Raw genomic sequence first — 15,539 nt, 5'->3', positions numbered from 1 at the left:
AACAGGATTATGATTAAATATGAATCGCCCTATTTTCTGTCGCTGACATTGCAGCTTCTTTTAGTGCTTCAGTGTATGTTGGGTGAGCATGACAAATTCTGGCAATATCTTCAGCAGATGCACGGAATTCCATAGCCACAACAGCTTCAGCAATCATATCTGCTGCGCGTGGACCTATCATGTGCACACCAAGAATCTCATCAGTTTTTGCATCTGCTAATACTTTAACAAAGCCATCAGTATCCATGCTTGCTTTAGCACGGCCACTAGCTTTGAAAGGAAATGACCCTGACTTATACTGTACGCCTTGCTCCTTTAATTGCTCTTCAGTATACCCTACTGATGCAACCTCAGGCCAGGTATAAACAACTCCAGGGATCAGGTTATAATTGATATGTGGTTTCTGTCCGGCTAAACGTTCTGCAACGAATATACCTTCATCTTCGGCTTTGTGCGCAAGCATTACTCCTTTAATCACGTCGCCTATCGCATATACACCGGGTACCGATGTCTCCAGATGTGCATTAACCGGAATCTTATTTCCTCTTTCTTCTGTTTTGATACCGATGTTCTCTAATCCCAAGCCTTCAGTATAAGCGGTACGTCCGACTGCAACGATACAATAGTCAGCATCGAGTTTCACTTCTTCCCCTTTGGCATTAGTAGCAGTAACCGTTACTTTTTTACCTTTCACAGCAGCACCTGTTACCTTATGTCCCATAAAGAACTCCATACCTAGAGACTTTTTAAGTACTCGCTGCAGTTCTTTACCCAAACCTGCATCCATTGTACCGATAATGGAGGGCATAAATTCAATCACAGAAACTTTAGTACCCAAACGCGCATAAACAGATCCTAACTCCAATCCAATTACACCACCACCTATAACAATCATTTGCTTAGGAACTTCTGTAATATTTAAAGCTTCTGTAGAAGTGATGATGCGTTTTTTATCAATCGGCAAAAAAGGCAATGCAGTTGGTTTTGAACCAGAAGCAATGATTACATTTTTAGCTGTAACGGTTTCTGTGGAACCATCTGACTTGGTCACTTTAATTGTATTCTTATCTACAAATGAACCAACTCCTTCAAATGAATCTATTTTATTTTTTTTGAATAAATACTGTATACCTGCTGTATTTTGTGCCACTACGTCATTCTTACGGGCAATCATTTGCGGCATGTCTACTTTCAGATCTTTTAGGTCTATACCATGGGTTTTGAAAGTATGTGCAGCATTGTGGTAATGCTCCGAAGAATCAAGCAACGCTTTTGAAGGAATACATCCCACATTGAGGCAAGTTCCACCAAAAGTTTTATATTTTTCTATAACAGCTGTTTTTAAGCCTAACTGAGCGCATCTGATTGCTCCTACATAACCGCCCGGGCCCGAGCCAATTACAACTACATCGTATTGCATATTAAGGATTTTTTTGTGGCACAAAGTTAATAAACCTATATGGAAATATGGCGCATATTGGAAAGATTGTAACTTCTTTAATCAATTCAGAAACAACTGTCAGCCGAAACATTTCCAATTGCTATATTTAGATTTTCAAAACCAACTCAATATCATGGCCTGTTTTAAATTTTTATGGCTTACGGCTATATGCATTTTTACTTTATCTCCCCTATTTGCGCAACAAACCGATTCTACCTTTGTACGCGATAACTTCACAAAAATCGAACGTTACATTACCATGAGGGACGGAGTCAGGTTATTTACCTCGATCTATATACCAAAAGATCAGCACGAAAAATATCCATTCCTGATCAACCGGACTCCATATACCGTTGCTCCTTATGGAGAAGACAAATACAAGACCAGTCTGGGTAATTTCCCGGCCGAAATGAGAGAAGGTTTCATTTTTGTTTATCAGGATGTAAGAGGCCGATGGATGAGTGAAGGTAATTTTGACGACATCAGGCCTCATGTAGCCAACAAAAAAACTAAGAAAGACATCGACGAAAGCTCAGACACCTATGATACGATAGATTGGCTGGTAAAAAATATAAAGAACAACAATGGAAAGGCAGGGATTTATGGAATTTCTTATCCTGGGTTCTATTCAACCACCTCATTACCTGGTGCCCATCCTGCATTAAAGGCTGTCTCTCCGCAGGCACCAGTTACAGATTGGTTTATCGGCGATGATTTTCACCATAATGGAGCTTTGTTTCTAATGGATGCTTTTGGTTTTATGAGTAGTTTTGGCGTGCCTAGACCAAAACCGATTACTCCCGATAAAGGCCCTAAAGGTTTTCAGTTTCCTGTTCAGGACAACTACCGGTTCTATCTTGAGTCAGGCTCGGTTAAAAACCTCAAAGAAAAATATTTTGCAGATAGCATCAGGTTCTGGAATAACCTTTTTGCTCATCCTAACCTGGATACATTCTGGAAAGCCAGAAACATACAGCCGCACCTCACTAATGTTAAACCCGCAGTTATGGTAGTGGGCGGTTTTTTTGATGCTGAAGATGCCTATGGAACTTTTGCAACCTACAAGTCAATAGAAAAATTAAGCCCCGGAGCCAACAATATTCTTGTAGCGGGGCCATGGTATCATGGAGGATGGGTACGTGGTACAGGTAGTGGTTTCGGAGACATAGACTTTGGACAAGCCACCAGCACCCTTTACCAGGAAAAGTTTGAATTACCTTTCTTTAAGCATTATTTAAAAGGGGAAGGTGACTTCAAGACGGGTGAAGCCAATATTTTTATAACAGGCAGTAACCAATGGAGAGAATTCAACACCTGGCCACCTAAAGATACTGAAGAAAGAACCTTATATCTGCAGCCTAATGGTAAGCTAAGTTTTGAAAAAGTACAAAGAACAGATAGCTGGGACGAGTATGTAAGTGATCCAAACGCACCTGTACCTTATCAGGATGGCGTACAAGCCAGAAGAACACGTGAATATATGGTAGACGATCAGCGTTTCGCGGCTCGCCGGCCTGACGTAAAGGTATTTCAAACCGAAGCATTGACAGAAGATATAACCCTTACCGGACCTGTGCTTGCAAAACTCGTAGTATCTACAACAGGTACAGATGCCGATTATGTGGTTAAGCTAATAGACGTTTATCCGGAAGATGCACCTAACCCAGCTCCTAACCCTAAAAATATCATTATGGGTGGTTATCAAATGCTGGTACGTGGAGAAATTATGAGAGGAAAATACCGCAATAGCTTTGAAAAACCTGAGCCATTTGTACCTGGGCAAATTACTAAAGTTAATTATACATTACCTGATGTAGCACACACTTTTAAAAAGGGTCATCGCATCATGATACAGATACAAAATTCCTGGTTTCCTCTGGCTGATAGAAATCCCCAACAATTTATGGATATCTATCAGGCAGAACCCGGAGATTTTAGAAAAGCAACACACAGAATTTTCCATGATGTTTACAACTCATCTACAATAACCGTAAACGTTTTAAAACCATAATTTTAAATGAAGAACTTATTTTTTAGTGCAATTGCTGTTTTATTGAGCTGTCAGCTGGCTTCCGCGCAGTTAATGGATGGCCAGCATACCTTTACCCGTGCGGACACACTAAGAGGGATGATAACACCTTTACGTAGCTGCTACGATATCAATTACTATCACCTTGATGTTAAGGTCGATATAGATAAAAAATTCATCAGCGGGAGCAATGAATTTCAATTCACTGCCACTCAGAATTTCAAAAAACTGCAGTTTGACCTTTTTAGTAATTTAAAGGTGGAAAAAGTTGTTTACAAAGGTACTGAACTTCAATTTATAAGAGAGTTCAATGCTGTATTTGTAAACTTCCCCAATGAGGTAAAAAAAGGCACAAAAGAGCACTTCACTGTGTTTTATTCAGGCAATCCTGTAATTGCCAAAAGAGCCCCCTGGGACGGAGGTTTCATATTTACCAAAGATAAGTCCGGCAATCCCTGGGTTTCAGTTGCCTGTCAGGGATTTGGTGCCAGCTCATGGTGGCCAAACAAAGACCATCAGAGCGACGAAGTAGATAGTATACTCATCAGCATTTCTGTTCCGAAAGGACTTCAGGATATTTCCAACGGCAGGCTCAGAAGCATTGTTCAGAAACCTGATGGTTTCACACAGTACAACTGGTTTGTATCCAATCCCATTAACAACTATAATGTCACGCTTTATATCGGAAAATATGCACACTGGACAGATCAGTATAAAGGAGAAAAAGGAAATCTGTCGCTGGACTTCTGGTCTCTAAAGGAAGACAGCACCAAAGCACGTCCTCACTGGGATGCTGATGTAAAACCTATGCTAAAGTCCTTTGAACACTGGTTTGGCCCTTACCCTTTTTATGAAGATGGTTATAAACTTGTTGAGGCTCCTCATTTGGGCATGGAGCATCAAAGTGCAGTAGCCTACGGCAACCAATTTAAAATGGGCTATCTGGGGAAAGATTTATCCAGTTCGGGATGGGGATTGAAATTTGATTTCATTACCATCCATGAAAGTGGGCACGAGTGGTTTGGAAATAACATCACAACCAAGGACATTGCCGATATGTGGGTCCACGAAAGCTTTACAAATTATTCAGAGTCACTATTCACTGAAAGCAAATATGGAAAAGCTGCATCGACTGACTATGTTGTCGGCATTAGAGGAAACATTCAAAACGACATCCCTATCATAGGTAACTACAACGTCAATAGTGAGGGTTCCGGAGACATGTATTATAAAGGCGCAAACATGGTGCATCTCATCAGACAGCTCATTAATGATGATGAAAAATTTAGGAGCATCCTAAGAGGTTTGAATAAAACATTCTATCATAGAACAGTAACTACTCAGGAAATTGAGAATTACATCGCCAAGCAAAGCGGATTAAAACTCAATAAAATATTTGATCAATACCTGCGTCACAGCAACATTCCCTCCATGGAATACAAAATCGAGAACAATCAATTGAAATACAAATGGGTAGCGGACGTTAAAGATTTTGACATGCCAGTAAAGGTATCTTTAAAACCGGGTGTGTATACTTTGATCAAGCCAGGCACAGCATGGAAGACAATTGCTGTGGATAAAAGCATCAATAAGGATAACTTCAAGGCAGATCCGAATTTCTACATCAACCTGAAGACCGTTGATTAGTCTTTAGAATACCTGCAGACAAAAAAAGCTCCGGCACACATGTACCGGAGCTTTCTATATACCTATTCTTTAAAGTTACACGCCTAGAAGCAATCTTGCTGGATCTTCCAGTAATTGCTTTACCCTTACCAGGAATCCAACGGATTCTCTACCATCGATAATTCTGTGATCATATGATAAAGCTACGTACATCATCGGCCTGACTACAACCTCGCCTTTTTCAGCAATTGGACGCTCAATGATATTGTGCATACCTAAAATTGCAGACTGTGGCGCATTGATGATTGGCGTAGACATCATAGATCCAAAAACGCCACCATTGGTAATGGTAAAAGTACCACCTGTCATTTCCTCAATCGTCAATTTGCTGTCACGTGCTTTAGTTGCCAGTTCAATTACCGTCTTTTCGATTTGAGCAAGGCTCATGCTCTCCGCATTTCTAATAATTGGAACTACCAATCCCTTAGGTGCAGATACCGCAATAGAAATATCAGCAAATTCATTGTAAACAACTTCTTCTCCATCAATGCGTGCATTTACCGCAGGGAAATCTTTTAAAGCTTCACAAACAGCTTTGGTAAAGAAACTCATAAAGCCCAAACCAACACCAAATTTCTCTTTAAACTGATCTTTGTATTTGGCACGCAGATCCATGATAGGCTTCATGTTCACCTCGTTGAAAGTGGTCAGCATTGCTGTCTCATTTTTCACGGCAACTAAACGTTTAGCTACTGTTTTACGTAGTGGAGACATTTTCTCCCTGCGTTCAGATCTAGATCCGGCTACCGCAGCAGGCGTCGTAGCTGTTTTAGCAGCTTCCGTTTTCGCTGCAGGCTGAGCAGATTTCTGTGCATTTATTGCATCTTCTTTAGTGATCCTGCCATCAACACCAGTTCCTTTTACAGATCCGGCATCAACACCTTTCTCTGCAAGGATTTTTCCGGCAGAAGGCGACGGCGTACCAGTGGCGTAACTCTCTGCCGATTTTTCCGGCGCAGGAGCAGCCACTTTATCTTCAGCGACAGCAGCTTTTGCTACCGGCGCTTCTTCTTTAGCTTTAGGGGCAGCACCGCCATCTTCAATTTTACAAACTACAGCACCAATAGCCAAAGTATCACCTTCAGCAGCTACTGTTTTTAAAGTTCCGGCTTGCTCTGCAGTTAATTCAAACGTTGCTTTATCCGATTCTAATTCGGCAATTACTTCATCCATTTCTACTGCATCGCCATCGTTTTTCACCCAGCGTGACAAAACAACTTCGGTTATCGACTCGCCTACTGGCGGAACTTTTATTTCTATACTCATAACTGATGTATTATTTTTTCTAATCTACATTAAATACTTTACTCACTGATTTCTTAGCAATCTTCTGCTCTTTTTCAGTAACCGGCATCTCAAAAGCCTTAGCTAAAATATATGCCTGCTGATCTGCATGTTGTTTTGCAAATCCTGTAGCGGTACTACTGCTCTCTCTTCTTGAAATAACTTCAATATCACTAAAGATAGTTCTTCTTAATCTGCGCAGCAAATATGGCCATGCACCCATGTTTTCAGGCTCTTCCTGTACCCAAACGGCTTCCTTTGCATTCTTATATTTTTTATATAAGGTCTCCATTTGCTCCAAAGGAGTAGGATACAACTGTTCAACACGAACGATAGCTACGTCGTTGATCTGATCTTTTTGTTGTTTTTCAAGCAATTCATAATAGATTTTACCTGAACAAAACAATACGCGTTTTACATCCGCTGCTTTCACATTAGGATCTGCAATCACCTCCTGGAATTTACCATCAGTAAAGTCAGCAAGAGGGGAAACACATTGAGGGTGACGAAGTAAACTCTTTGGTGTAAATACGACTAAAGGTTTTCTAAAATCACGTTTAAATTGTCTGCGTAAAGCATGGAAGAAGTTTGCCGGCGTAGTACAATTGGCTACCTGCATGTTATAATCCGCACAAAGTTCCATAAAACGTTCAATCCTTGCAGATGAATGCTCAGGTCCTTGTCCTTCATAGCCATGTGGCAATAACATAACCAATCCGTTCTCACGTTGCCATTTAGTCTCAGCACTTGCAATATATTGATCTACGACAATTTGTGCCCCGTTAAAGAAATCACCAAATTGAGCTTCCCAGATGGTTAATGCATTAGGGTTAGCCATGGCGTAACCATACTCAAAACCCAACACGCCATATTCTGATAAATGCGAATTGTAAATATCAAAAGTCGCCTGCTGATCTGAAATATTAGCCAATGGGATATATTCTTCTTCTGAATCTTCAAGAGTCAGTACGGCATGGCGGTGAGAGAATGTACCACGCTCCACATCTTGTCCACTCAAACGAACACGTTTACCTTCCGCAAGTAAAGTACCATATGCAAGCTGTTCGCCCATCGCCCAGTCAAATACATTGGTAGTATTTGCCATTTTGCTCCGTTCTTCGAATAACTTTTCAATTTTCTTAAAGAACTTTTTATTTGAAGGAAGCGTACTGATTCTTTTGGCAATTTCAAGCAATGTGCTTTTCTTAACCGAGGTATTCGGTGAACTCTCAAAATCTTTAGGTGTAGCAATACGCATATCGGACCATGCGCCACCGAATTTCACATCCTGATAAGTAGAAGTAATTTCTTTGGCCTCATTAAGGCGCTCCTGCAAAATTCCACGGAATTCTTTTTCCATTTCCTTCGCAAGGCTGGCCTCTAGCTTACCTTCTCCTATCAATTGCTGAATATATATATCACGCGGGTTAGCGTGTTTCTCTATGCTCTTATATAATAATGGCTGAGTGAATTTAGGTTCATCAGACTCATTATGGCCAAATCTTCTATAACACAGAATATCAATGAACACGTCATTTTTATATTTCTGACGGTATTCCATTGCCAGGTTAATGGCATAAACCAAAGCTTCAGGATCATCTCCGTTGACGTGGAATACGGGAGACAACGTTACTTTAGCAATATCTGTACAATATGTGCTGGTACGCGCATCCTTAAAGTTAGTCGTAAAGCCAATCTGGTTATTGATCACCAGGTGTATGGTACCACCTGTCTTATAACCATCCAGACCTGCCATTTGAATTACTTCGTAAACAATACCTTGTCCTGCAACGGAGGCATCGCCATGTATCAAAATAGGTGCAATACGTGAATTATCCCCGCCGTATTTAAAGTCTATTTTAGACCTGGTCATTCCCTCTACCACGCCGTTTACTGTTTCAAGGTGCGACGGATTTGGGCATAAGCTCAAGTGTACGCTGTTTCCATTATTTGTGGTAACATCTGTAGAATATCCAAGGTGGTATTTCACATCACCTCCAAATGGAGATTCTGCACTATACCCCTTACCTTCAAACTCAGCAAAGATGTCTTTATAAGTCTTCTGCATGATATTAGCAAGGACATTTAAACGTCCCCTGTGTGCCATACCGATTACAAACTCTTCAATTCCCAGGTCAGAACCTTTTTCAATAACTGAATCCAATGCTGGGATCAATGATTCCGCACCTTCCAGTGAAAAGCGTTTCTGCCCAAGGAACTTTGTCCCCAAAAAGTTTTCAAAGCTAACCGCTTCATTCAGTTTCTTTAAAATCCTCCTCTTCTCATCAATAGAAAAATTAGGTGTATTGCGGACACCCTCCATTTTCCCTTCAATCCATCTCAAAACTTCAGGAGTACGCACATATTTATACTCCGCACCTATGGAATGGCAATATGTCTGTTTCAGGAAAGCAATAATATCACTCAGCTTAGCGGCACCGATACCGATTTCTATACCCGAGTTAAACACGGTATCAAGATCTGTCGTTATTAAACCAAAGTTCTCAATATCCAAAGTCGGAAGATGTAATCTCCTCTCCCTTACCGGGTTAGTACGGGTAAATAAATGGCCGCGCTGACGGTATCCGTTAATCAGGTTCAAAACATTGATCTCTTTCAGAAAGTGCTCAGGTGTCTCTGCACTAACAGAACTTCCTGCTGACCCCCTCCCGAAATCAAAGCCCTCAAAGAACTTTTGCCATCCAAATTCAACTGAATTAGGATCTTCTTTATAAGATTGATATAAGGATTCTATGTATTCGGCATTTGCGCCGTTGAGATAAGATAAATTATCCATCATGTATGAATTGCTATAAGTGTTGCAAAATTAGGATTTTACCTTTAATAACAGGTAAACTTCTTTATAAATCTTCGAGAAATTCAACCATATCACAAACATTTTTCAATGGCGTGAGTTGATCCTGCACAAGAATATCAAATTCTGAGATCAAACTTCCCCCTACGAGAAGAGGAACATTTAGATTGTCCATTACCTTACCAATAATTTTATTAATGTCCTTACCCAAATTTAAAGATGTAAGCACAATAAATGAATAGTCTGGCTTATAGGATTCTACAACTTTTTTAAGATCTGAGTATGGAATTTCCGAACCTAGGTAAAGCGTTTCATGGCCACACTTTTTTAGTAAATATCTGGCAAACAATAAACCGGTCTCGTGCATCTCAGCCTCAGGCAGAAAAAGCAAAAATCTTTTGGAATCTTTTTTTTCAGGCTTACTTAGTTTATCAATTTCCACTATAATCCGGTCTCTTATCAGATTTGAAGCAAAATGTTCATGTGAGGGATCTATTGTTCCTGTTTGCCAAAGCATCCCAACCCTTTTCATAAAAGGGAATAGCACAGTATCCATAGTTTTAATCAGACCCATCTCAGTAATACAACCAGCCAGGATTTCAGAAAAAACTTCTTCATTATAGGTGATAGCAGCATTAGAAAGATTCAGCATCTGAACAGAATCATTATTCCAGTCCGTTTTTAATTGGGTAACAAGCTCAGAGATTTGCTTATGTCCCATTTTGGCTATCTTACTGATTTTATAGCCATTCTCATTTAAGGCAACGATGTTAAGCAGAATTTTAAGGTCCTCTTCGTCGTAATACCTGATGTTAGTAGGCGTTCTTTTAGGTGGTACCAGGCCATACCTTACCTCCCATGCCCTTATAGTATGTGCTTTGATGCCGATAAGGCCTTCTATGTCACTTATTGAGAATTTCTTCACGTTAGTATTTACAACAAATGTTAAACAAACTTGGCTAAAAAACAATTTTTGTTTAACATTTCAATATGTTTCCAACGCTTCATTCTTTTGGCAACTTAAAATTACCTAAAAGAATAAAACCTAACTAACAGCCGACAAAAATTTCAGTAAATCAAACTGCTTCATCTAAATCAACATCCAGAATCTTAATTTGTTTTTCCAGATCGAAAGTGTTTTTTGATTTCAGATCCAAACCAGCCCCTGCAACGTTTGCCCAGTTACCCCAGTTACTTGCCGGAGAATAATCAACCAGTTTTTCCTCAAAATAAGCTGCTCCCCGCGTCCAGTGTACTTTCAAAACATGAACCAGAAAGGTCGCAACAACCAGCCTGCCGGCTTGTGGGATAAAGCCCGAACCGTTTAGTTCCTGCATATATTTATCCACCAATGCATGACCGGTATGACCTGTTTTCCATTGGTGAACGATTTCACTATCACTTTCCACAGGGGTAAGTATCAACTCCTGAAAATCAGTTTCCTGAAAAAAGTTGACCCCATGCTTTTTAAACATAAACCTAAAATAATCCCTCCATAGTAAGCCAAGCAAAACCTGGTTAAAATTAGTGTTATTTCCAAACCGTGTCTCAGCATCCTTGATCTTCCAATAAACTTTACGCGGCGACAGACAACCAAATGAAAGCCACGCTGATAATCGGGACGAAAAACCTTGTTTATCGGCATTACCTTTAGAGTTTATTTTCAAGTAGATTTCTGAACCTTCTTCAAGTAGCTCAGCCAAATGCTCAAGTCCGGCCTCTTCTCCACCCGAAATACGCTTAGTTAAATTGTCCTCCTCCACATTCTGTTCAAAACCCAATACTTGAAGATCAGGCAAATCTCCCCATATATCATTTTCTACGAAAGTAATATTTTGCGGCGTTTCAAAACAAGATTTCACAATCGCATCCCGCTCTGTTTTCTTTTTAAACTGAGAAAAAACATCCGGAATATCCTTTATCGGAAATGGAAGATCTTCTTTATTATAAAGAGTATGCCCAATAAAATGCTTTAGATTAATTTTTTGCTTCCAAAGCGCATCTTCTACACTCGCAGAAATAGCCGTCTCTTCGGGCCCTACCTCCCTGTGATGATAGACTTCTGAGATTTCAAAACGCTCCACGAGCTCAAGAATCTCTTCCTCCGGTTTACCATGCACAATAAGGATATCTCCTCCTTTTTGTTGAAAAGCCTTTCGCAGGGCATCAACGCTTTCAAGTAAAAAAAGCGTACGGTTTAATCCTGTTTTTGAAGTGCTAAACCGGGTGTCATCAAAATAACGTGGGTCAAAAAAATAAACCGGCAAAATACTGTCTGACTTAGCAATCGCTTCAACCAACATTTCATTATCATGCAAGCGAAGATCATTCCTAAACCAAACTAATATTTTCTTAGATTTCATTAAATTGAAAGAGGGCTTTTATTATAATCAACAAAAATATACGATTTTTTATGTTAGTACGAATACCTCATGCAATATTTACATAAGCAAAACAAAATATTACATTTAAAAGTCCATTTTTCGAAACTAAAGTTAAAACTACAGGTTATTGATTTATGAAGAAGCAAATTTTAATTACGGGGGCAACTGGTCTCGTCGGTAAAAAACTAATCGCTGCCTTATTGCAAGATGGACATACTATCTCAATTCTTTCAAGAAAAAACAAGTCCTTAAAAAACGTAAAAGTTTATCTATGGGATGTTTATAATAAACAGATCGATCCCGCCTGTCTGGACGGGATAGACACCATTATCCACCTGGCAGGGGAACCCATTGCTGACAAGAAATGGACTAAAGAACGAAAACAGCAAATCATAGACAGTCGGGTAATGAGCACAGAACTACTATATCAAACCATTAGAGAAACGCAAACTCCTGTTAGCACATTTATCTCAGCTTCCGCCGTTGGTTATTACGGCGATCGTGAAGATGAGATCCTTACAGAAGAATCGACAAATGGAACTGGCTTCATGGCGCGTTGCTGTAAGTTATGGGAGGATGCCGTAGACGAAGGAAAATCACTCAGCTTGCGAATAGCTAAATTTAGAATAGGCTTCGTTCTTGCTAAGAACGATGGAGCATTGGCATCTCTTGATAAACCTATTCGCTTTTTTGCAGGAGCTCCACTGGGCACCGGTAAACAATGGATACCATGGGTACATATTGATGATATAGTATCAATGTTTAAGCTAGCAGTTGACCATCCTACATTCGAAGGAGCCTACAATGCATGCGCACCATTCCCCGTCACCAATGCTACCCTTACCAAGGCCATTGCAAAAGAATTACATCGTCCGGTTTGGCCGCTCAAAGTGCCGGAAAAAATACTGGAAATGATTCTTGGTAAAATGAGTGTCGTCGTTACACTCAGCACAAATACATCGGCACAAAAACTACTAGATACCGGATTTATTTTCAAATACACCCATCTTGAAGATGCTTTAGCCGATATTTACAGCAAATGAGTAAACAAAGCATCAACATTTGCTGGTTAAGAAGAGACCTTCGGCTGGATGACAATGCCGCTATATATCACGCCTTAAAAAGTAAGGATCCGGTATTGTTATTATTTATATTTGATAAGAACATACTAAATAAGCTCTTAGATAAAAAGGACGTGAGGGTAAACTTCATCCATGAGACCATCATTCATCTCAATCAGCAACTCCAAGCATATGACACCTCAATACTTGTTAAATATGGCACTCCAGAGGAAGTATGGACCGGCCTATTAAACACCTACAACGTCAACTCTGTCTTCACTAATCACGATTATGAACCATATGCGACAGAACGCGATAGTGGATTAGCAGAATATCTGTCCTCTGAGAGTATTGCTTTCAGGACTTTTAAAGACCAGATCATCTTTGAGAAAGATGAGATCTTAAAAGCAGATGGAAAACCCTATACAGTCTTTACTCCATATTTCAGACAGTGGCAACAAAAACTGAACGAGTTTTACCTTAAATCATACCCATCAAAAAGATATTTCAACAACTTCCTGACCACGCCACCTTTTGAGATTCCTTCACTAAGGGACATGGGATTTGAAAAATCTACCCAGGCCCTGCCCGGATTAGATTTTGAGAGTAAGCTGAGAGATTATGAAGAAAGACGCGACTATCCGGCCGATGACGCGACTACTCATATCGGCATGCATCTCCGGTTTGGAACCATAAGCATAAGATATGCTGCCCGTGAAGCATTGAAACAAAATGCTGACAAGTGGCTCTCAGAACTCGCATGGAGGGATTTCTACATGATGATATTATGGCATTTCCCGCACACAGTAAGTCAATCCTTCAAACCCGCGTACGACAAGATCAGATGGAGAAACAATGAGGATGAATTTAAAGCATGGTGCGAAGGTAAAACCGGCTATCCCCTGGTCGATGCCGGTATGAGACAACTAAATGAAACAGGCTATATGCATAACCGGGTAAGAATGGTTGTTGCAAGTTTCCTCACCAAACATCTTCTTATAGATTGGAGATGGGGTGAGGCTTACTTCGCAGAGAAACTAATGGATTACGAGATGGCGAGTAACATTGGGGGCTGGCAATGGGCTTGTGGCTGTGGCAACGATGCGGCACCCTATTTCCGTGTTTTTAATCCGGAACTTCAAACCAAAAAATTCGATCCGGACTACAGGTACATCAATAAATGGCTACCCGAACATAAACAACAAAAGCATGTCAAACCTATTGTCGAACATGCTTTTGCAAGAGAAAGAATATTAAAAGTCTTTAAAGAAGCGCTTAATTCGTAACGTCTAAAATTTCGATATCAAAATCAAGAATTGCGTTGGGAGAGATCATGACCTGCCCTGTATTTGGATTCACAGAACCGGCAGTTCCATAACCTTCTGAAGAAGGAATAAACAACCTAACCTTCGCTCCCTTTTTAAATTTTGTCAATACATCCCAGCCTGATATCAGTTGGGTAAGCGTAAATGAATATGATCCATCGCTGGAAGAATCAAACACACTACCGTTCAACAGATAACGTCCGGTATAATTAGCCTTGATCTTAGTTGTCATATCTATTACCTCAGTGCCCGTTCCTTGTGCTACTACAATATAGTAAACTCCGGTAACAGGATCTTTTGTTGCAGTTAATCCTTTTGCAATTAAATACTCCCTGATCAATCTGTCATCAAGTAATCTTTGCTTTTTCTCCGGATACGTAGAGATCACTACATCGATGATTTCGTTAGATGGGATACCGATAGTAGTATTTCCATTTTTGCCAAAGGCAAGGTAGGAAGGCAGGATTACCCGTGCTTTACCTCCTGGTTTTAAGGCCTGGATTGCTGTGCGAACTCCAGTGGCATTCAGTCCAAGGAGTGCATTGGTATACCCCACGTATGTTCCTATATTACTATAAACCGGACTCTCATAGTAAATAGTCCCATTCAACAATGATTTTACAGTCACAGTATACAATACGGAGTCCGTGTTTGCAAACTGATCTCCAGTACCTGGTGTAACTACCTGATAATAGAATCCTGATTTTGCAGGGTCTTCTACCGCAGCTATGTTATTTTTAGAAATATATTCCTGGATTTTTGCCTGATCTATACTTTCAATTGACTCATATTCCTTTTTACAAGAACTCAACACAACGATCATCCCTAATAAAACAAAGGTATACGAGGATATTTTTTTTAACATATTTATTATTTCTTTTTAACTACTTTTTTTAAATCTATTTTAAAGTTCAACACAGAATTTGCCGGCACCTGCTGGCGGGGCAATTCCCCATGCTTAACAGGATAGTTTCTGTAACCCAATTTTGAAGGGATCAACAATCGAATTTCCCCACCTTCCTTTATCAACGGCAGTCCTTGTTGCCATCCGGGCATCACAGTTTTCAGTACAAATCTAAATGTATCAGTTTCGGCAGTCGTTTGACTAAACACAGAATCAGTCAATAACTTACCCTCATACTGCACTTTTAAAGTATCATCCAAGGTAACGACATCCGCCCCTGTTCCTTCTTTGATGATGTTGTAATACACCCCGCTCTCATGTTTTGTCAGCACCACTCCACTACTATCAGACCACTTTTTTATGAGTGCTTCGTCAATTTCATACTGTGACTGTTCATCATAGACCTCAGGCTTTTCACAGGCGGCAATTACACAACCAATGAAAATCATCCCTAATAAAAGCCTATTTTTTAACATAATGCACAAAAATACTCTTTTATTAGGGATAGAACAATTTTTAACCAATTTTAACAATTAAAGCCCTGATTAAGCAATCAGGCATAAAAAAACGCCCTTAATAAATAAGGGCGTCCTCAGTTTAATTATGAATC

Annotated in this window: 11 protein-coding genes; 4 read left to right on the top strand and 7 right to left on the bottom strand. The window is 40.0% G+C overall.

Features of this window, described 5'->3' with window-relative positions; translation table 11 throughout:
- Positions 1–13 precede the first annotated feature (13 nt).
- The gene (gene lpdA / locus FA047_RS17100; protein ID WP_136837297.1) at positions 14–1,420 is read right to left on the bottom strand and encodes a dihydrolipoyl dehydrogenase; all 1,407 of its coding nucleotides are present in this window, start codon (positions 1,418–1,420) and stop codon (positions 14–16) included.
- Between the two features lie 154 nt (positions 1,421–1,574).
- Between lpdA and FA047_RS17095 the strand changes: the two genes are divergently transcribed.
- Positions 1,575–3,452, top strand: a complete 1,878-nt coding sequence (locus tag FA047_RS17095) for a CocE/NonD family hydrolase (protein ID WP_136837296.1) — start codon at positions 1,575–1,577, stop codon at positions 3,450–3,452.
- A gap of 6 nt (positions 3,453–3,458) precedes the next feature.
- Positions 3,459–5,117, top strand: coding sequence for a M1 family metallopeptidase (locus FA047_RS17090; RefSeq protein WP_136837295.1), 1,659 nt, complete (start codon positions 3,459–3,461; stop codon positions 5,115–5,117).
- Between the two features lie 75 nt (positions 5,118–5,192).
- On the opposite strand, the gene odhB is transcribed toward FA047_RS17090, so the two are convergent.
- From odhB to FA047_RS17070, 4 genes are all read right to left on the bottom strand, one after another.
- On the bottom strand, positions 5,193–6,422 hold the full coding sequence (gene odhB, locus FA047_RS17085) for a 2-oxoglutarate dehydrogenase complex dihydrolipoyllysine-residue succinyltransferase (protein ID WP_136837294.1): 1,230 nt from the start codon (positions 6,420–6,422) through the stop codon (positions 5,193–5,195).
- A gap of 19 nt (positions 6,423–6,441) precedes the next feature.
- The gene (locus FA047_RS17080; RefSeq protein WP_136837466.1) at positions 6,442–9,237 is read right to left on the bottom strand and encodes a 2-oxoglutarate dehydrogenase E1 component; all 2,796 of its coding nucleotides are present in this window, start codon (positions 9,235–9,237) and stop codon (positions 6,442–6,444) included.
- A gap of 64 nt (positions 9,238–9,301) precedes the next feature.
- A complete protein-coding gene (locus FA047_RS17075; RefSeq protein WP_136837293.1) occupies positions 9,302–10,180 on the bottom strand; it encodes a MerR family transcriptional regulator in 879 nt (292 codons plus the stop codon).
- Between the two features lie 151 nt (positions 10,181–10,331).
- The gene (locus tag FA047_RS17070; RefSeq protein WP_136837292.1) at positions 10,332–11,618 is read right to left on the bottom strand and encodes a DASH family cryptochrome; all 1,287 of its coding nucleotides are present in this window, start codon (positions 11,616–11,618) and stop codon (positions 10,332–10,334) included.
- Positions 11,619–11,773: 155 nt separating this feature from the next.
- Here FA047_RS17070 and FA047_RS17065 point away from each other — a divergent pair, with 155 nt between their 5' ends.
- Together FA047_RS17065 and FA047_RS17060 are read left to right on the top strand one after the other, a co-directional pair.
- On the top strand, positions 11,774–12,682 hold the full coding sequence (locus FA047_RS17065) for a TIGR01777 family oxidoreductase (protein WP_136837291.1): 909 nt from the start codon (positions 11,774–11,776) through the stop codon (positions 12,680–12,682).
- On the top strand, positions 12,679–13,986 hold the full coding sequence (locus FA047_RS17060; RefSeq protein ID WP_136837290.1) for a cryptochrome/photolyase family protein: 1,308 nt from the start codon (positions 12,679–12,681) through the stop codon (positions 13,984–13,986). The genes FA047_RS17065 and FA047_RS17060 overlap by 4 nt, the downstream gene beginning before the upstream one ends.
- Here FA047_RS17060 and FA047_RS17055 read toward each other — a convergent pair.
- Together FA047_RS17055 and FA047_RS17050 are read right to left on the bottom strand one after the other, a co-directional pair.
- On the bottom strand, positions 13,976–14,890 hold the full coding sequence (locus FA047_RS17055) for an FKBP-type peptidyl-prolyl cis-trans isomerase (protein WP_136837289.1): 915 nt from the start codon (positions 14,888–14,890) through the stop codon (positions 13,976–13,978). The genes FA047_RS17060 and FA047_RS17055 overlap by 11 nt on opposite strands.
- 5 nt (positions 14,891–14,895) lie before the next feature.
- Entirely contained in the window at positions 14,896–15,405 is a 510-nt protein-coding gene (locus FA047_RS17050) for an FKBP-type peptidyl-prolyl cis-trans isomerase (RefSeq protein WP_136837288.1), read from the bottom strand.
- Between the last annotated feature and the right edge of the window lie 134 nt (positions 15,406–15,539).

The sequence above is a fragment of the Pedobacter frigoris genome, from assembly GCF_005116445.1.
Classification (GTDB): Bacteria; Bacteroidota; Bacteroidia; order Sphingobacteriales; family Sphingobacteriaceae; genus Pedobacter; species Pedobacter frigoris.
The sequence above is the reverse complement of the archived record's forward strand: the minus strand, read 5'-3'. Positions and strand labels throughout refer to the sequence as shown.